The organism is Nitrosomonas communis (assembly GCF_900114745.1).
Classification (GTDB): Bacteria; Pseudomonadota; Gammaproteobacteria; order Burkholderiales; family Nitrosomonadaceae; genus Nitrosomonas; species Nitrosomonas communis_A.
Genome location: NZ_FOUB01000002.1, coordinates 1 through 18,507 on the forward strand (window position 1 = coordinate 1; position 18,507 = coordinate 18,507).

Below are 18,507 nucleotides of genomic sequence, written 5' to 3' on the forward strand. Positions count from 1 at the left end.
TCCCGCTTTCCGTTTGCAGTGGGAACAGGTGGAAAATCGAATCTACCTTATATCATCGGTATCATTGTGTTGGCAGCTGCTGCTGCTTTATTCTTGATGCGCGGCAAAAAAAATAAAATAGAAGTTGCATAATATACTATACAGCTTGAGTTAGCGAAAACAACATTAGAACCATGCTCATGCTCGATAATCTAAATAATATTAGTTTATTAGAATTATCAGTTTTAAAAATGAGGAGTACTCGAATGAAAATAAAATGGTCAGTATTAAATTTAAAGCGATTTTTAGCATTATCTATAGCAGTAACGGTAATGACACTGATGCATGCGAACCAAGCATTCGCGCATGCTGCTCTGGTCAAGGCTGAACCTGCTCGTCGTGCTGTACTTTCTACAGCACCAACACAAATTCGTCTCTGGTTTAATGAAGAAATTGAACCTGCCTATGCATCGCTTTCGGTACTGGATAAAGATAAAAAATCCATTACCGATAATAAAGTAAAGGTTCATCCAGAAGATCCAAAGTCTATAGTTTTGGAATTACCAGAACTGCACTCAGGACGATACACAGTGAAATTTCGGGTACTCTCTGTAGATGGTCATGTAGTTGATTCTGAATATAATTTTACAGTTACGGATAAAGAAAAAAAAGATGATTGAGATTATTGCTGCATTTGCTCGTTGGTCACAGCTGGTAGCTAATCTGATTATTTTTGGGAGCTGTATTTTTCTTGCTATAGCTGGACAACAAAAAGCTGTATTTGAGAGCCCCTGGGCAATTCGCTTGGAACGTGGATTTCCATGGCTAGTTGGTATCATCCTCGTTGGATTACTCGGTATTTTGGCGACAACGACAGGCGAAGCGACGGGTATTGCTGCGAATGCTTGGCGACCTGATGCTTGGTTGGAAGTAGTGCAACAGACTCGCATGGGGCAAATGTGGGCAGCTCGTGCGCTATTTGCGTTAGTTTTACTAGGAGCCATTCTATACATTCGGTATGCTTACAGAGTGAGGTGGCACTATATCCTAGGTGCGGTGGCAGCATCACTTCCGTTGATTGCAGGTTCACTGGTTAGCCATTCGGCTGCAGAGGAAATATCTGTTATATCAATACTTCCCTATGTACTGCATATTCTTCTGGCAGGTGCTTGGTTCGGCGCTTTACCAGCATTTCTATTGATAATATTCAATAAGAAAGAGCCGGACAAACCATTGGATTTATTGAGCACTGAAAGCTTGAAGAAGTTTTCGACGATCGCCTTGCCAGTAATGGTCGTTTTAATGCTAACTGGTTTTATCATTGCGGATCGAATGGTAGAGGAAGATTATCATGCGTTAGTTTCTAGTGCGTATGGCTGGCTGATAAACATAAAGCTTATGCTACTGGCTATAATTCTCGTCATCGCATATCGAGCACGCGCTAGATGGTTACCTTCATTCACGCAAGTAAATTACGTCGAGCAAATTCAAAGAGGCGGGCAGCAACTGAAGAAATGGGTAAGTATTGAATTCATACTTGCCATTATCATGGTATTATGCGCGACCATTTTGTCTAATACCATACCTGCAAAACATGCTACCGTAGAGAACTGGCCTTATTCTTTTAGATTCTCAATTGATGCCACTTGGAGTGAACCATATACGCCTCTTCTCTTCTGGAGTGGTGTGGTGTTATTGATACTTGCGGCTGGTTCGGTGTGGTTAGGCATTAAAAACAAATGGGAAATTAAAAAAAGAGTTGGAATACCAGCGAGCTTAACAATTGCCTCTTTAGCCATAGCCTTGCCTCCTTTAGCAGTGGACGCTTATCCGGAAACTTATCAAAGTACGCCGGTACCTTTTGATGCTATTTCCATTTCTAATGGATCGGTCCTTTTCTCACAAAATTGTACTTCCTGTCATGGCCCGCAAGGTAAAGGTAATGGAATACTTGCCAAAACATTTAATCCGCCGCCCGCAGATTTACTGACCGAGCCTCACACAGCTAGGCATACAGCCGGTGATTTTTTCCATTGGTTAACATATGGCATAGCAGCAACAGGTATGCCTGGTTTTTCCAATAATATGTCAGAAGAAGATCGCTGGGATGTTGTCAATTATATGCATGGCATGTCACGTGGCTATCAGGCGCGTTTACTGAGTCCCATGGTTGTTCCTGAGAAACCATCGATTGGGCCGCCTATTTTTTCCTATTTTGCACATGATAGCTCCAGTGGTTACTTGAAGGATTTCCGTCAGGAAAAGAATGTGATGCTCGTGTTATTTACATGGCCACAATCACAAGATCGTTTACAGGAATTGAAAGCGTCTTATGACAAGCTACGCGAACTTAGTACAGTCATCCTAGCCGTTCCAATGAATAAGCTCGATCAACAGGAAATAATACAGATTGCAGCGGATATACCTTTTCCCGTGGTTACAGAAGGAGCTCAGGAGATCAAAAATAGTTATATTCTGTACCGAAGGACTTTAACTCATCCAGATATCCTTGGTGAAGGGATCATTCCAGAGCATTTAGAGTTTTTAGTGGATCGCTTTGGCTACTTACGTGCAAGATGGATACAAGATAGAGATGAAAGTGGGTGGGATAATATGGATTTTCTAAAACAACAGTTGGTTCAGCTTAATAGTGAAAAGGAAATTCTTCCACCACCAAGTGATCATGTGCACTAATGTTTAAATCTACTATAACTTTTTAAAGTATTCTTGTCTTAATTAATACTCCAGGAGAAACTGAATGAGAAGACTGGTCGTTACATCTATTTTGTTGAGTATGATGTTGATGATGTCACATTTTGCTTTGGCCCATACAGAAGGGCATTTAGCCACATTAACACCACCTAACGGTGGTCAACTTCGAGCATCTGGTCCCTTCCATTTAGAATTAGTAGCTAAGGATGGCGAATTAACGCTGTATATAACTGATCATGGGGATAATCCAATTCCCACGAATGGAGGGCAAGGAAAAGCAAATATCCAAGTAGGTAAGGAAGGGAAAAAACAATCTGTTGTATTGGAGCCAGTGTACGCCAATATAATGAAAGCGAAGGGAGATTTCAAAATTACGCCTGAAACTACGGTGGCTGTTTTTTTAGCCATTCCAGGCTATGAGACCCAAGGCGCAAATTTCATGCCGCTAGCGTCGAATGGAGAGGGAGGAGAGCATCACCACCACCATCATCATGACGATGACACTGCTGACAAAGAGCGTGAGCATACACACTAATAAATAAATTGCTGAAATAATTCCATTTATTAATAATAAAGAATTTTTGGTAGTAAACACAATAAAGGAGTAATTTTTGATAAATTTGCTCCTTGTTGTGTGTTTGTCTCCGCATAAAAAATTTCTCATGATAATAAGAGATATGTTTTCTTCTATTTTCTCTGAAAGAGAAACTGTGCACACTCACACTATAACTTCGTCGTAATTCGATATTTGCATGTTATATCAAAAACCTTGTTCACCCGGTAAATGCGTACATAGGATTTCCGCCGTCCAGAACATAATGGGTTTATGCAGCGCCATAATTTTCAGTTTAAAAAATTTATATTTCTAACAGGCCGCTGAAAAACCTTCAAGCTACGTTAGAACTCAAAAAAGCAAACTATTTTAATTATTATGCACGGCCATGAACCCTCTCGGCAGGTCATTGAAGGTGGTAGTAGATACATACTCAAGGGGATGTATCGGCAATTTGATGCTGTTTATTCACAAAAGGCCGCCCCTCGATTCCACCTGAACGGTTCTTGCCAATTTCGCTACTACAGGTATTGTTTACGATCCGCTCTGAGCGGCAACTTGTTGAGCACATTGCGTACAACCTGCTTTACCAATGGTTAAAGATCACGGCCATGATACTGATGCGCATATCAGGTTAGTATAGGAGTTGGCCATCATTCCGCACGTGGAAGGCAAACGCAAGGGCAGTGCTGTACCGAATGACATTTGTCAGAGCGAAGGTTATATGATCAGTCTGAAAATTTGCAGGCGAATCAAACAAGTATTCGGTTGGATAAAGATAGTAGGTGAGATGCGCAAGCTGAAACTGATCTGACAAGAATAAATCCATGGACAGTTCAGGTTCATTGCAGCCATTTATAATTTTGTGCGCATTGGGAACTTGATTGGTTAGTGGTCAGGTTCACACACATAAGGAAATTCACACTCAAAATCAGCCGTGAGTGTGCGGACAAAGGAAAAAAATCAGACATTACAGAAAATTTGAGTAAAGATGCTCAAGATAGAGCATCTTTAGAAAAAATAGCTTAAAAAAACAACTAAAATACTTCCTGTTTTTTAAAACAGAATTTCAGATGAAAGTACGGAGTTTTTCAACGGCCTACTAAGCTTATATCGCTAAAGAGTGGAAATAAGGCAGTCAGATGCACGGACCCTTCGAAGAGTTGGCATTTATATTGTTTACCACAAGTATTATTGGGGTAATAGCTGTTCATTTTCGACAGCCGGTACTTGTTGCTTATATTGCTGCAGGTATTATTGCAGGTGAAACCGGCTTCGATCTAGTTAGAGCGCATGATCAGATTGATCTTTTGGCTCAAATTGGTATATCTATTTTGCTTTTTCTAGTTGGGCTGAAACTGGACTTGCAACATATACGCCATATCGGTCCTGTGGCCCTTGCTGCTGGAACAGCACAGCTAGTTATTACTAGTTTATTAGGTTTTCTATTGATTATCCTACTTGGTAAGAACTGGCAAACCGCTGTTTATATAGCAATCGCACTCTCTTTTTCCAGTACTATTATTATTGTTAAGCTATTGGCTGATGACCGAGAGATTGATTCTTTGCATGGACGTCTTGCGATCGGTATTTTGATTGTGCAGGATATCGCTGCAATTCTGGCCATGATGAGTATAAGCGCCTTAGGGAATGATATAGAGGCAAGTGGTTGGAATGAATGGTTGAGTGCTGTTTCATTTCTTATTCTACGTGTAGGTTTAGTTACACTACTTTTGTTTGTGGCTATCTGGTATATCATGCCACCATTAATAAGACTCGTTGCTCAATCACAAGAAATGTTACTAATCTTTGCCATTGCTTGGGGTACAGCACTTGCAGCTATGGGTGAATGGGCTGGTTTCTCAAAAGAAGCGGGTGCATTTGTGGCAGGCTTTTCCCTGGCCTCCACTCATTTTCGTGATGCGATTTATGCACGCTTAACAGGGATTCGCGATTTCCTGTTGCTTTTCTTTTTCATTGATTTGGGTGCAAAGCTCGATTTTAATTCGTTAAGCGGAGAACTGTGGTCTGCTGTTGTGTTATCTGTATTCGTGCTGATTGGTAAACCGATAATCGTTATGATTATCATGGGATACATGGGATACCGTAAACGAACTAGTTTTCAAGCAGGTCTAACCATGGCTCAAATAAGTGAATTCTCCATCATTTTTATAGCGATGGGTATCACTCTCGGTTACCTAGAGCAGGATGTGCTTGGTCTAGTAACGCTGGTAGGTATTGTCACGATTACACTTTCTGCTTATATGATTCTGAATTTACAGCACATATATGTATTTCTTGCAATTGCATTGAGTATTTTCGAACGTGCCCATCCTTATCGAGAAATTTCAATTGAGCAGCAGCGGTTAATGTCAAATGAGCCCAAGATCATTATTTTTGGATTAGGACGATATGGAGCTAGAGTGTTAATCAAGCTGCATAACCATGGCGTTGGGGTATTAGGAGTGGATTTCGATCCTGAAGTCATAAGAACATTGAAGCACCGAAATGTGCCTGTACAATACGGAGATGCGGTAGATCCCACCTTTCTCAGTTCATTGCCATTCACAAATGTTGACTGGATTGTTACGACTATTCCAGAATGGGATGCTAATCGAGCATTACTCCACGCACTCAAAGAAACAGGGTTTAAAGGGCGCATCATTGGCATGGCTCGGGATGATGATCATGCCTTGGCTTTAAAGCAAGGGGGTGTAACAAGGGTAATTAATATTTTTCAAGAAGCAGCAGATCATGCAGTCGATTATCTTGTGCAGAAAATTGAAGATCAGGAAAAAATATTATGATCACAGCTAAAAAAATTGTTTATTTTAAGGTAACTTGGCTGCAGTATTGCTGTTACAGCATGGTGTGCAATACCCGATTGAGTGGACAGTAAGGGATATTAATATTCACTTCAATTGGCTTCATTTCATCAATCAGCTTTCAGTCTCTCATTAATTCAGATATAAAATCATGATTATTCTCATTTAATAAGATAGCAACCAAAAAGTAGAAGCAGGTAAATCACAATAATTACCTGCTTACTTTAAAAATAATTTACTAAAATAAGAAGTAGCTTATCTAACGGTTTTTGACATTTTCCTATGAGCAGCGGCCATCTCACTGTTTCGTTCTGCCGCTTTTTCATATTTGTTTAACAAGGCCTCATGATGTGCTTGAAAATCCTGGCCCTCACGACCATAGTAATAACTATGAATTTCGTATTCTTTAAGTAGCTTTTTTTGCTCTTCCCCTTTTAAATTCATTTCTTTAGCCTCATTTTCATAGTATTCAGCTAATTTATTATGATCTGGGGGAGCGATTGTTTTTACCTCGGGATCAGCTGTATTTAGTGATTCAGCGGATACAGGAGCGATGGAAGCTAGAAAAATAAGAATGACCAGGCTTGTGAAGAATATTTTTGTTTTCACGATGAGTCTCCTTAGATAGATAAATAAAAGGAAATCTCACTGTTATTTATAAATATTCAGAATGTTTAAATTATTTTGATCCAAGCAACAGTGAGATATATAGAGCATTTTATCGGTCTTTTAGATGATGTAAAGCATTCATCATCTTTGATTACTTAGCTGGGCGAAATTGCATGTATGTAATCAGCCCGGCTGGCCCGGCAAATAGCAATGGTTTGGCTAATTTTTCCAACGTTTAATATTTGAGTACAATCTTACTGACTTTGGCCATGCAAAGAATGCGAGTGATGTGAGTTAGCTTTATTTAGGGGTATCAACGTGAATCGTGTCGAGTCCAATAAGCCAGGATAAATAATGCTACTATTTCCTCGGTCTATGAGAGTACAGGTGGCTCGATAATACATTATGCTAATTGCTATCGAACATCAGCTCCACGTTTTACAAGGAGTTCCCGCAGAATAGATCAGTGACAAAGATTCTCATCCATGCAATAACAACTCGGAAAAGTTAGTGCGATGAACAAGCACTGCAAGTAAATCTATAGTTTATTTACTTGGAGCAACCTCATCTCAACAATTAATTTTCGCCTAAAAACCAACCAGTAGTTAGGATTGTCCATCCACTTAACCTCTTTTAGGATACTCTCGCTCGAAACAAGATTGGGAAAGCCGATAACTTAAATATTTTTCGCGGCGTACTCTTCTTTTCGAATTCCTCTATGACCCAGGGGTATATATTTATAAAGAATAGCCATAAGAGTTAATTTCTAGTCACCGTTAAACTTTCAAAATGACACCATCCATTTCATCAATGGTAGCTATAACTATCATTATTCATCAAGATTTATTTTTCACTCAGGAGAAATATGGACAGGATTTATTTTCATAAGATAAGATCATAAAGATATAGCTTAATCGTAGCTTGGACCGTAGCTGAACTGACTGATTCTCACGAACTTAATCATTTTCCCAATAAAGAAGGAAATGTCTTATGGATAAAAAATTAATGGATAAGAAAGTACAGTTCAATTTCTGGTACATCGTCATTGCTGTCCTTATGATGATGTTTTTACGCAATCTTTATGAGCAATATACTCGAATTGAGCCGATCCCCTATAGCCGATTCCATACACTACTGGAACAAGGTAAAGTTGCCGAGGTGGCGATTACAGAAAACCAGATTTACGGTACGCTAAAAGAGTCCGAATCTGATGGATTCAAGGATTTTGTCACAACACGTGTTGAATCCGATCTTGCTGATATCCTAGATCAGCATAATGTAACTTATAGCGGGGTCATCAAGAGTACCTGGCTGCGCGATTTGTTGTCCTGGATTTTGCCGATGGCACTTTTCATCGGAGTCTGGTTGTACATTATTCGGCGCATGAGCGGCGGCGTGAGCGGTGGATTAATGTCGATCGGGAAGAGCCGTGCCAAAGTTTATGTTGAGAAAGAAACCAAGGTTACCTTTGCTGATGTGGCGGGTGTCGATGAGGCCAAGGAGGAACTCCTTGAAATCATCAATTTTTTGAAAAACCCTGCTGACTATAGCCGGCTGGGTGGAAGGGTGCCAAAGGGAATTTTGCTAGTGGGGCCACCAGGAACAGGTAAGACATTGTTAGCGCGTGCGGTAGCCGGTGAAGCAGGGGTGCCATTTTTTTCGATCTCGGGAGCGGAGTTCGTGGAGATGTTCGTCGGTGTGGGCGCAGCCAGAGTGCGTGACCTTTTCGAACAAGCACGGCAAATGGCGCCAGCCATTATTTTCATCGATGAACTTGATGCGTTGGGGCGCGCGCGTGGTTCCTATGCCTGGGGTGGGCATGATGAAAAGGAGCAGACTCTGAATCAGTTGCTGGCAGAACTCGATGGCTTTGATCCATCAAGCGGTATCGTATTGCTGGCCGCAACTAACCGTCCGGAAATCCTTGATGCTGCACTGCTGCGTGCTGGGCGTTTTGATCGGCAAGTACTGGTAGATCGACCAGACAAGATTGGGCGTGAGCAAATTCTGGCGGTTCATATCAAAAAAGTAAAGATGAGTGTCGATGTGAAACTGGAACAGATTGCTGCTCTCACACCAGGGTTTACAGGCGCAGACTTAGCTAATCTGATCAATGAAGCAGCTTTGCTGGCTACTCGTCGTAAATCAGATTCCGTCACGATGGAGGATTTTAATAACGCAATTGAACGGATTGTTGCGGGTCTTGAAAAGCGTAATCGTCTGCTCAATCCAAAAGAACGTAAGATCGTAGCGTTTCATGAATTGGGACATGCCATGGTGGCGCTGGCATTACCTGGCACGGACGAGGTGCATAAGATATCAATCATTCCGCGTGGAGTGGGTGCACTCGGTTATACCATTCAGCGTCCCACCGAAGATCGATATCTAATGACACGGATTGAGTTGGAGAACAAAATGGCCGTGATGATGGGTGGGCGAGCAGCCGAGCAGGTGGTATTCAATGAGATCTCTACGGGAGCCTCTGATGATCTGGTGCGTGCAACTGATATGGCGCGCGCTATGGTGCTGCGTTATGGTATGAGTGATGCGTTAGGGAATGTTGCATATGATCGTGAGCGTTCTGCTTTTCTACAGCAGGGCCTCCCGCTACCGTTGAGTCGAGATTATAGCGAGGATACGGCCAACAAGATTGATTCGGCTGTGCGTGCCCTCGTGGATCAGGCGCTTGAACGGGCAATCAGTATCCTGCGCAAGAATCGTGAGCTGCTTGAAAAGACTGCTGGAGAGTTAATCAAAATTGAGACGCTCAATCAGTCTCAAATCGAAGCGTTAAAGCAGACGATCGTTCGTGAGGCTTGATAGCAGCGGAGTTTTAGCGCAATAAAATTAATCTGGGAATTGCATCAAAATCAACCCATACAATAGCATTCTGATCAAACTGTCTGCCGAGTATTTTAGAAGTGGCAAGATCAATACCTAATGCTAGAAAACTTGATTCTGCTGGCCATTTGCCCGCTGGATCTGAGCTTTTGCCTACAAAAATGCAACTGGAAAGAGTTGATAACAGTGCGAATAACTGATTGTTTGCAGTAAGATTTGTTTCCCTTTCTTGAGGTCGACTATGAGGATTATAGGCAGTGATATAGAGGGCGCACTGCTTCCCATGCTTTTTCATGAGCTTTGCTAATAATTCGTTATGCTGACCCAAGAGCAATGTCAGCATGATGGAGTCAATCCTTGCCTGGTAGTGAGCTGTGGCATAGCATTGGATAAGTTTGGCCGAAATTATGGATTGCTTTAAACTTTCGTCCAGAATAATTGTGCCATGCTGATACAAATCTTTCAGGAAAGAGAATGGCATAGACACTGATCATCTATAAAAATGACGACATGAAACATTTTATTTTTATTATCTTATTGTTTTTTACTAGTCTAGCAAAAGCTGCAGAGGCGCTATCGGTGAATGTTCCCGATACGCTTGCTGAACGTGTCAAAGCTTGTGCCATTTGCCACGGCGCAGAGGACAGGCATAGCAGAGATGCGTATTATCCGCGTATTGCAGGAAAATTGGAGGGGTATCTCTTCAACCAGCTACGTCACTTCAGGGACGGTCGACGTTATTACCAGCCAATGGCTATTTTGCTAGAGAACATGTCAGATGAATACTTGCAAGAGATAGCCCGGTATTTTGCGGCATTAGATTTACCTTACCCTTCGCCAGAATCTGTCACCCTGCTACCCTCGGAAGCGAATCTAGCGGAGAAACTTGTTTATTCAGGTGATCTTAAACGAAATATACCGGCATGTAGTGCCTGTCATGGAAAGAATTTGATGGGGACGGCGCCTTTTGTACCCGGTTTGTTGGGGTTGCATAGTACTTACTTGACAGCACAATTGGGAGGGTGGCATAGCGGAGGGCTGATTCGTGGAAAAATTGCGAATTGTATGGCGGATATCGCCAAGCAATTGACTTATGAAGAAATCAATGCTGTTTCAAAATGGCTAACTACCCAACCTGTTTCAGGAAAGCCGGCTAATCAACTTTCGCCTGAAATGGCCCAGCGCTGTGCCAGTATCGTTTCGGAAAATGGAGATGCTCGATGATACAAACCATGATTATTATTGCTCGGGAATCGAAAAATAATTTTTTATTTCTTGGTTATATGCTGGCCTTGCTGGTAGTAGCTGATACTACCATGGTCAATGCTTCTCCTGAAAAAACCGCCATGTCCGAACAGCGACGTGCGCAAGGTGAATATCTCGCGCGTGTTGGGAATTGCTTGGGATGTCATACTGCCAAAGGAGGTCGACCATTTGCAGGGGGGCATCGATTGATTACGTCATTTGGGACTTTCATCACTCCCAATATCACCCCTGATAAAGAAACGGGTCTCGGCTCCTGGAGGGAAGAGGATTTCTGGAAAGCGATGCATGAGGGCAAATCGCGCGATGGTAAACTTCTCTATCCTGCATTTCCTTATACCGAATACACGAAGGTGACACGTACGGATGCTAACTTGATTTTTGCCTATCTACAGTCAATTCCTGCTGTGTCGCAATCCAACCCACCTCATGAAATTCGCTTTCCCTATAACTCTAGACCGCTTTTATATCTGTGGCGCGCCCTCTTTTTCAAACAAGGAGTATATGAACCGGATCCGAGCAAGAGCGACGAATGGAATCGAGGTGCTTATTTGGTACAAGGACTGGGCCATTGCAATGCATGCCACATTGCCAGAAATGTGCTAGGTGCAATTCAAGAAGATACCGTCGGAGGAGGTCAAATCATGGGGTCGAACTGGTATGCGCCCTCGTTGACTTCTCGGCGGGAAGCAGGAAGCATGCATTGGACTATTGAGGAGATCATCGAGCTGCTTTCATCTGGCGTATCCCAGCGTGCTATGACATCGGGGCCGATGGGAACGGTTGTCAGGCAAAGCTTGCAGTATTTATCGCAGGATGACCTGCGCGCCATGGCTGTTTATCTGAAGTCGTTACTTGAGAGTAATGCTCAGCCTGAAGTGAATTATCCGGAAATGCCAGAAAATGTCCGGAAATACTTGGCGCAGGGGGAGAAGTTATATAAGAAATACTGCGAGGAATGCCATGGCATAACAGGTCAAGGGGCGTCAGGCATTTATCCTGCATTGGCGGGTAATCGTAGCGTTACCATGACGATTCCCACTAACGTCATTCGCAGTGTACTGAATGGAGGTTATCCACCTACTACAGCAGCAAATCCCAGGCCTTATGGCATGCCTCCATTTCAGCAGATTATTCGGGACGAAGAAGTCGCTCAAGTAGTATCCTTCATCCGAAATGCCTGGGGAAATCGTGGTAGTTTGGTGTCCGCGATAGATGTAGGCCAGAGCAGAGGAAGCAGCCACTAATGAAACGTTCATATGGCCTGCACAAGCGAATGTATGCAGGCTTATTTAGTTGTTTCGGTTGTATCTTGCGCAGGTGTTATCAGCTGGTTTTTCATAGCAGCTTTGACAGTCACTCCATCAAGGTGGGGAGCAAACATTTCGATGAAGTGATAGACATAACTACGAATATAGCTATTACGGCTGATGCCGATACGCGTCGTACTGGGTTCAAACAAATGACTGGCGTCAATTGCGCGCAGATGTTTATCGCAGTGCGCGTCGAAAGCCATTTTTGCTAGAATACCAATACCTAAACCAAGTTCTACATAAGTTTTAATTACATCAGCATCTATTGCAGTGAGCACCACATTGGGAGTCAGCCCTTTAGATTCAAACGCTTGATTAATTTTTGAGCGACCGGTAAACGCGAAATCATAGGTAATGATGGGATATTGCGCAATCGCTTCTAATGTCAGCGGATGTTGTTTGAGCAGGGGGTGCTTGGGGGTAACAATAATACTACGATTCCACTGGTAGCAGGGAAGCATGACGAGTTCTTGAAAAACTCGATTGCCTCTGTGGCAATTGCTAAATCAGCTTCGCCTGAAGAGACTAAAGTGGAGATTTGAGTTGGATTACCTTGACGCAATATGAGTTTAACTTTAGGGTATCTTTCGGTAAAACGTTTGATAACGGGTGGAAGTGCATAACGTGCCTGGGTATGGGTCGTGGCAATAATCAGGGTGCCGCTCGCCTTGTCGCTAAATTCCTGACCAATTTGTTTCAAGTTTTCGACATCTCTGAGCATTCTTTCAGCAATTTCGACGATAACCTGTCCTGGGGGGGTTATTTTCACAATACGTTTGCCATTACGAACAAAAATATCTACGCCTAGCTCTTCTTCAAGAAGCTGAACTTGCCGGCTTATTCCTGGTTGTGATGTGTGCAGACTTTCGGCAGCTTTCGAAAGATTCAGATTTTGGTTAACGATTTCACGCAGATAGCGTAATTGTTGCAATCTCATAATGTTTTTTATTATAACATAATATTATATTAATCTAATTTAATATTATTTTGAGAGATATACTCATGCTGTTATGATATATTCGTTTAAGTAAAAAAATTCTGACAAAAAGCATAATATCTGAATAGGAAACCGGATTTTAAGGTATGAATGGTCGCTTAGGAAGAGATATAAAAATGGTGGGCCTGATACTGGCTTGCCGTTTGCCGGCGCCGTCTTCTCTTTTAAAGAGGCCAATGTTGATAACCACTAACGCCAGAAGATAGATATCGGATAAAATAACAATAAAAATTATTAATATTTTTATCCTCATTGGCAACAAGCTAGTGTGGTAAAGAAATTACGGAGAGAAGAAATAGGATGAATTATTTAACCGATCTCGCTAATGATGAGGAAATCGATTCATACGATCAATCATTGCAGGATTTTTTTGCGCAACGTATGGATATCGATCGTTTCACCGCTACCCGGTTGCAAATGGGAATTTATGGTCAACGTCAGGAAGGCGTCAATATGGTGCGTGTCAAAATTCCTGGGGGACGGTTAATTCCGATGCAGTTAAATGCAATTGCAGACGTGCTGGAGAATTATGTGCAGCATGGCGAAGCGCATATTACCACTCGGCAGGATATTCAACTGCATTATGTGCCATTAGCAGATACACCGGCTGTGATGCGTCATTTGGCGAAAGGTGGGCTGACGACACGTGAGGCATGCGGAAACACCATACGTAATGTGACAGCTTGCCCTCTGACGGGTGTTTGCTCACGTGAGCATACTGATATCAGTGTGCATCTCAATGGGATGGTTAAACATTTTCTGCGTAAACCTCTGAATCAGTTGATGCCGCGCAAATTCAAGATCAGTTTCTCTGGATGCGAGTCGGATTGTGCGCAAGGTATGATCCATGACCTTGGCGTGGTGGCAGTTAAACAGGGCACACGTTTTGGTTTTAAAGTGCTGGTAGGTGGAGGGCTTGGACATAAACCGCATGAGGCGATTGAGGTTGAATCGTTCATCGAAGAAAAGGACCTGCTATGGGTGATAGAAGCTGTGCTCACTATGCACAACAAGTATTCTGATCGCAATAAACGAGCGAAATCGCGCATCAAGTTTCTGGTTGATAAATTTGGTGCAGATGGTTTTATCGAGAAGTATCGAGAAGAACTCGCGCGTGTCAAAGAAGTACTGGCCGAGCAGGATTATCCCAAGGGTGTTTGGACAGGTGGTACGGAGAGCGAAGTGCCCGGTCCTGGCGCGCCCCGTGCGCTGTTTGCGCAAAAGCAAGCAGGATGGTATGTAGTGCCGGTCAGCGTACGCCTCGGACAATTGACTGCGGTTCAGATGCGTGGCATTGCCAGTATATTAAAACAATATGATTTGAAAGAGATTCGTACCACGCAAGATCAGAATTTGATATTGGTTGATGTGCCACAAAAATATATAGTGGAGATTCAGTCTGCGCTAGCGAATCTCGGTTTGGGTTTGCCCAAAGCAGGCGACGATGTCGTGGCTTGTCCAGGAACATCCACCTGCCGCTTGGGAATTACTTCCAGTCCGACTGTTGGAAGTAAATTATCGGGTGGGAGCGAGGATCTGCGCATTCGTGTTTCTGGCTGTCACAATGGCTGCGCTCAACCGGAAAGTGGTGATATAGGGATTTATGGTGAAGGTAAGCGCATGTTTGGTAAGTTGGTGCCGCATTATCAGATGTATTTCGGTGGGAATGGTATGGCTAATGGTGGTTTGGCTTTTAAAGGTCCATCGGTACCAAGCGCCCGTATCGAGCTGGCGGTAGAGCAAGTGAGATCAGCGTATGCCACAAACCGTGAAATGGGAGAAACGTTTTTTAACTGGACGCGACGAGTTGGTCAGAGCTATTTTGCTGAATTGCTAGCTGATGTGGTAGAAGTTAAGCAGGAGGATTTGCAGTCAGTGCTACGCGATCACGGTCAGAGAGATGATTTCAAGGTATTGCAACTGGGCGGCGGAGAATGTGCAGGTGCAAAACAGTTGCAGATTGGCACTGCTTTCTTTGATGCTGCAAACGAGCGCAATTATCGTAATGCACTAAAGTTTCAGCGTAAATTTGAGGATTCAGCCAAGTGTGCGGAAGAAATTGTCCGTTTGATCGGCCAAGGGTTGGCCCAGCTGGTGGGTGGTCAGAAATATGAAAGCTTGATAGAGCAGGCAGAAGAACTACGACGTGTGTTGCCAACCAGATCTAACCTATCTCAACAACTAGCTAAACTTGCTCGAGATTTTGTGCGTCCTACAAATGAATTGACAGATGCCTTGTTGACTGAATGGTATGCGGAATTGGATGCATGGACGCTCGATGTGGCCGAGTTTTGTACCCATTTTGACAGCCAGCTCGACTTAACGGGTTCGCTGCCGCAGGCTATAGTTAAGCCATTGCAATTCCAGAAAATTTCGCAGTCAGCCGTAGTTTAATAAGATATTGTTTTATTGAAATAGATGGGTCAATCTGAAGTGGTACAAAAAATCGAGCAGTTACATGTTTTGCTTGCAAAGATACAGCAAGAATATGCACCCGTTGGGTTTGCCAATAGTTTTGGTGCTGAAGACATGGTGTTGACGGACTTGATTGCGCGACACTATCCGCGTATTACTATGTTTACGCTAGATACAGGGCGATTGCCACAAGAAACCTACAACCTGATGCAAGAAGTAAAAGATCACTATGGCGTTTCTCTCCAGGTATATTTTCCTGAGGCTGCGACAGTGGAAAGCTATATCGCCCAAAATGGCCCTAATGGTTTTTATCAAAGTGTCGAGTTACGCACACGATGCTGTTATGTCCGCAAAGTTGAGCCACTTCGCCGCGCATTAGCGGGCAAGCGCGCCTGGATCACAGGAATGCGCCGTGAACAAGCAGTCACGCGAGATAGTTTGTCCATATCCACGTTTGATGCTGAAAACAACTTGCAGAAGTTTAATCCACTGTGTGAATGGAGCAATACCGAGGTATGGGCATATCTTAAGCAACATGAGGTACCTTACAACAAGTTGCATGATCGTTTTTATCCAAGTATTGGTTGTGCTCCTTGTACGCGTGCGATATCACCTGGAGAGGACATTCGATCTGGGCGCTGGTGGTGGGAGAATGCTGAATCCAAGGAATGCGGCTTGCATGTAGGTAAAGTCGCCTCGATTAATAAATAGTACTGAATTTTTTTTGTTAGAAGGTTAAAGAAGAATGAGTCATCGAACTTTTACCCACTTAGATGCCTTAGAAAGCGAAGCGATTCATATTATGCGGGAAGTGGCGGCCGAATGTACTAATCCTGCGTTATTATTCTCCGGAGGAAAAGATTCCATCGTTTTGCTCAGATTGGCTGAAAAAGCCTTTCGGCCAGGACGCTTTCCTTTCCCATTATTACATATTGATACCGAACACAATTTTCCCGAGGTAATTGAATTTCGCAATCATCGGGTCAAAGAGTTAGGTGAACGCTTGATTGTACGCAGTATGGAGGATTCTATCAAACAAGGTAGAGTCGTGTTGCGTTCTGAAAATCAAAGCCGTAATCCTTTTCAATCCATTACCTTATTGGATGCGATTGCGGAATTACGTCTTGATGCTTGTATTGGTGGAGCGCGTCGTGATGAGGAAAAAGCGCGTGCCAAGGAACGTATATTTTCATTTCGCGATGAATTTGGTCAGTGGGATCCTAAAAACCAGCGACCCGAACTATGGAGTCTTTACAATACACGCACCCATCCCGGAGAGAACATGCGTGTTTTCCCCATTAGTAATTGGACCGAACTCGATGTGTGGGAATATATCGAGCGCGAGCAACTGGAAGTGCCTTCTATTTATTTTGCTCATTGGCGTGAGGTTATTCCACGCGATAGCGGTTTGTTGCCAGTCTCACATCTGGTACAGCCCAGTGAGGGGGAGCGCATAGAAAAAATGATGGTGCGTTTTCGTACCGTAGGTGATATGAGCTGTACCTGCCCAGTTATTTCTCAGGCTAAGAATGTAAATGAAATTATCGTCGAAACAGCCATGACACGTATAACTGAGCGTGGTGCAACGCGTATGGATGATCAGACTTCAGAAGCCTCCATGGAATTACGCAAAAAAGAAGGGTATTTCTAATCAGTTTGCTCGCTGAAAGAAGCGATCCATTTCTATTTTAAGAATCACTTGTCAAAGGCTATTACCAAATGTCAGAAGTTAAAAATGTAAGGCTTGATCGTGCCGAATTGTTGCGTTTTATCACTGCGGGTAGCGTGGATGACGGAAAAAGCACGTTGATTGGGCGTTTATTGCATGACTCCAAATCGATTTTTGAAGATCAGTTGAGCTCTATTGCCCGTACTTCAAATAAGCGCGGAATGCAAGCGGTTGATCTTTCATTGTTGACTGATGGTTTGCAAGCGGAGCGGGAGCAAGGAATAACGATTGATGTGGCCTATCGTTATTTTGCAACGCCAAAACGTAAGTTCATCATTGCGGATACCCCCGGCCATGAGCAATATACCCGAAATATGGTTACGGGTGCTTCCACTGCTAATCTGGCGATTATACTGATTGATGCACGCAAGGGTGTGCTTACGCAATCTCGTCGCCATGCTTATCTGGCCAGTTTGGTAGGGATTCCTCATTTAGTCGTAGCCATTAATAAAATGGATTTGGTGGGATATTCACGCGAGGTATACGAGCGAATTCGTAATGATTTTGCTGCTTTTGCCCAAGGACTCCGTTTAAGCAATATTGAATATATTCCCATGTCTGCTTTGAACGGGGATATGGTGGTGGAAAGAGGCGACAAGTTGACTTGGTATGAAGGTAGGACATTGATGGATTTGCTGGAAAATATCGATATTGAGCATGATGTCAATACCGATGATTTCCGCTTCCCTGTGCAATGGGTTTGTCGCCCACAAACTGAAGAATTGCATGATTTCCGGGGATACATGGGACGAATTGAATCAGGCTCGATTCGTGTGGGTGATGAAGTGGCGATTCTCCCATCTGGATTGTCCTCACGCATTAAAGAGATCCTTTTGTACAAGCATTCTTTTGAGGATGCATTTGCACCCCAATCTGTCACATTAACTATTGAAGATCACTTAGATATTTCTCGGGGGGATATGTTGGTAAAAGCTGGTGAGCAGCCACAAATCAAGAAGGAATTTGCTGCGATGCTATGCTGGCTATCTGAACAGCCACTTGATTCTCGCCGTAAATACATCGTTAAGCATACGACGCGTATGATCAAAGGAATGGTGAATCAGATTGACTATCGTGTGGATGTCAACACGCTCACTCATGAGACGGCAGATTCCTTGAAAATGAACGATATCGCGCGGGTGGTGATGAAAGTGCAGCAGCCAATCGTATTTGACGATTATGCTCATAATCGTGGCACCGGTAGTTTCATTATTATTGATGAAACGAGCAACAATACCGTCGCAGCCGGCATGATCTGCTAGATACGCTTT

The 18,507-nt window shown here is 43.2% G+C and carries 14 protein-coding genes and 2 pseudogenes; 13 read left to right on the plus strand and 3 right to left on the minus strand.

Going from position 1 to position 18,507, the window contains the following annotated elements; translation table 11 throughout:
- Window positions 1–18 precede the first annotated feature (18 nt).
- The 6 genes and pseudogenes from BM122_RS25780 (at window position 19) to BM122_RS01000 (ending at window position 6,051) form a co-directional block, all read left to right on the plus strand.
- Window positions 19–132 carry an LPXTG cell wall anchor domain-containing protein gene (locus BM122_RS25780; protein ID WP_218151962.1) on the plus strand — a complete coding sequence of 38 codons (114 nt, stop codon included), beginning with the start codon at window positions 19–21 and terminating at the stop codon, window positions 130–132.
- 113 nt (window positions 133–245) lie between these two features.
- Window positions 246–659, plus strand: coding sequence for a copper resistance CopC family protein (locus BM122_RS00980; protein WP_074902854.1), 414 nt, complete (start codon window positions 246–248; stop codon window positions 657–659).
- Window positions 652–2,673, plus strand: a complete 2,022-nt coding sequence (locus BM122_RS00985; RefSeq protein ID WP_074902856.1) for a CopD family protein — start codon at window positions 652–654, stop codon at window positions 2,671–2,673. The genes BM122_RS00980 and BM122_RS00985 overlap by 8 nt, the downstream gene beginning before the upstream one ends.
- A gap of 64 nt (window positions 2,674–2,737) precedes the next feature.
- Window positions 2,738–3,226, plus strand: coding sequence for a hypothetical protein (locus tag BM122_RS00990; RefSeq protein ID WP_074902858.1), 489 nt, complete (start codon window positions 2,738–2,740; stop codon window positions 3,224–3,226).
- A gap of 494 nt (window positions 3,227–3,720) precedes the next feature.
- A pseudogene (locus tag BM122_RS26500) lies at window positions 3,721–3,840 on the plus strand (transposase); the annotation flags it as partial.
- Window positions 3,841–4,386: 546 nt separating this feature from the next.
- Window positions 4,387–6,051 (plus strand): cation:proton antiporter, encoded by a 1,665-nt coding sequence (locus BM122_RS01000; protein WP_074902859.1) that lies wholly within the window; start codon window positions 4,387–4,389, stop codon window positions 6,049–6,051.
- Window positions 6,052–6,324: 273 nt separating this feature from the next.
- Here BM122_RS01000 and BM122_RS01005 read toward each other — a convergent pair whose 3' ends face one another.
- Entirely contained in the window at window positions 6,325–6,678 is a 354-nt protein-coding gene (locus BM122_RS01005; RefSeq protein ID WP_074902861.1) for a hypothetical protein, read from the minus strand.
- Between the two features lie 1,005 nt (window positions 6,679–7,683).
- Here BM122_RS01005 and ftsH point away from each other — a divergent pair.
- Window positions 7,684–9,498, plus strand: coding sequence for an ATP-dependent zinc metalloprotease FtsH (gene ftsH / locus BM122_RS01010; RefSeq protein ID WP_074903092.1), 1,815 nt, complete (start codon window positions 7,684–7,686; stop codon window positions 9,496–9,498).
- A gap of 13 nt (window positions 9,499–9,511) precedes the next feature.
- Here ftsH and BM122_RS01015 read toward each other — a convergent pair whose 3' ends face one another.
- A complete protein-coding gene (locus BM122_RS01015) occupies window positions 9,512–10,000 on the minus strand; it encodes a DUF3293 domain-containing protein (protein WP_083398267.1) in 489 nt (162 codons plus the stop codon).
- Between the two features lie 29 nt (window positions 10,001–10,029).
- Between BM122_RS01015 and BM122_RS01020 the strand changes: the two genes are divergently transcribed.
- Both BM122_RS01020 and BM122_RS01025 read left to right on the plus strand, forming a co-directional pair.
- Window positions 10,030–10,743 (plus strand): c-type cytochrome, encoded by a 714-nt coding sequence (locus BM122_RS01020; RefSeq protein WP_074902863.1) that lies wholly within the window; start codon window positions 10,030–10,032, stop codon window positions 10,741–10,743.
- On the plus strand, window positions 10,740–12,029 hold the full coding sequence (locus BM122_RS01025; RefSeq protein ID WP_074902865.1) for a c-type cytochrome: 1,290 nt from the start codon (window positions 10,740–10,742) through the stop codon (window positions 12,027–12,029). Before BM122_RS01020 ends, BM122_RS01025 begins: the two co-directional genes overlap by 4 nt.
- A gap of 41 nt (window positions 12,030–12,070) precedes the next feature.
- Here BM122_RS01025 and cysB read toward each other — a convergent pair.
- Window positions 12,071–13,032, minus strand: a pseudogene (cysB, locus tag BM122_RS01030) (HTH-type transcriptional regulator CysB).
- 360 nt (window positions 13,033–13,392) lie between these two features.
- Between cysB and BM122_RS01035 the strand changes: the two are divergent.
- The 4 genes from BM122_RS01035 to cysN all read left to right on the plus strand — a co-directional run bounded on the left by BM122_RS01035 (window position 13,393) and on the right by cysN (window position 18,498).
- Window positions 13,393–15,486, plus strand: coding sequence for a nitrite/sulfite reductase (locus tag BM122_RS01035; protein WP_074902867.1), 2,094 nt, complete (start codon window positions 13,393–13,395; stop codon window positions 15,484–15,486).
- A gap of 24 nt (window positions 15,487–15,510) precedes the next feature.
- Complete coding sequence (locus tag BM122_RS01040; protein ID WP_074902869.1) at window positions 15,511–16,218, plus strand: phosphoadenylyl-sulfate reductase; 708 nt, start codon at window positions 15,511–15,513, stop codon at window positions 16,216–16,218.
- A gap of 34 nt (window positions 16,219–16,252) precedes the next feature.
- Window positions 16,253–17,158: a sulfate adenylyltransferase subunit CysD gene (cysD, locus tag BM122_RS01045; RefSeq protein ID WP_074902871.1), complete on the plus strand. Its 906-nt coding sequence runs from the start codon at window positions 16,253–16,255 to the stop codon at window positions 17,156–17,158.
- 68 nt (window positions 17,159–17,226) lie between these two features.
- Window positions 17,227–18,498: a sulfate adenylyltransferase subunit CysN gene (gene cysN / locus BM122_RS01050; RefSeq protein WP_074902873.1), complete on the plus strand. Its 1,272-nt coding sequence runs from the start codon at window positions 17,227–17,229 to the stop codon at window positions 18,496–18,498.
- Window positions 18,499–18,507: the final 9 nt, after the last annotated feature.

Excerpts from the sequence above, each read along its gene's own strand:
- BM122_RS00980 (WP_074902854.1), top strand. The coding sequence starts at position 246 with ATGAAAATAAAATGGTCAGTATTAAATTTAAAGCGATTTTTAGCATTA.
- BM122_RS00985 (WP_074902856.1), top strand. The coding sequence starts at position 652 with ATGATTGAGATTATTGCTGCATTTGCTCGTTGGTCACAGCTGGTAGCT.
- BM122_RS00990 (WP_074902858.1), top strand. The coding sequence starts at position 2,738 with ATGAGAAGACTGGTCGTTACATCTATTTTGTTGAGTATGATGTTGATG.
- BM122_RS01000 (WP_074902859.1), top strand. The coding sequence starts at position 4,387 with ATGCACGGACCCTTCGAAGAGTTGGCATTTATATTGTTTACCACAAGT.
- ftsH (WP_074903092.1), top strand. The coding sequence starts at position 7,684 with ATGGATAAGAAAGTACAGTTCAATTTCTGGTACATCGTCATTGCTGTC.
- BM122_RS01015 (WP_083398267.1), bottom strand. The coding sequence starts at position 10,000 with ATGCCATTCTCTTTCCTGAAAGATTTGTATCAGCATGGCACAATTATT.
- BM122_RS01020 (WP_074902863.1), top strand. The coding sequence starts at position 10,030 with ATGAAACATTTTATTTTTATTATCTTATTGTTTTTTACTAGTCTAGCA.
- BM122_RS01025 (WP_074902865.1), top strand. The coding sequence starts at position 10,740 with ATGATACAAACCATGATTATTATTGCTCGGGAATCGAAAAATAATTTT.
- BM122_RS01035 (WP_074902867.1), top strand. The coding sequence starts at position 13,393 with ATGAATTATTTAACCGATCTCGCTAATGATGAGGAAATCGATTCATAC.
- BM122_RS01040 (WP_074902869.1), top strand. The coding sequence starts at position 15,511 with ATGGGTCAATCTGAAGTGGTACAAAAAATCGAGCAGTTACATGTTTTG.
- cysD (WP_074902871.1), top strand. The coding sequence starts at position 16,253 with ATGAGTCATCGAACTTTTACCCACTTAGATGCCTTAGAAAGCGAAGCG.
- cysN (WP_074902873.1), top strand. The coding sequence starts at position 17,227 with ATGTCAGAAGTTAAAAATGTAAGGCTTGATCGTGCCGAATTGTTGCGT.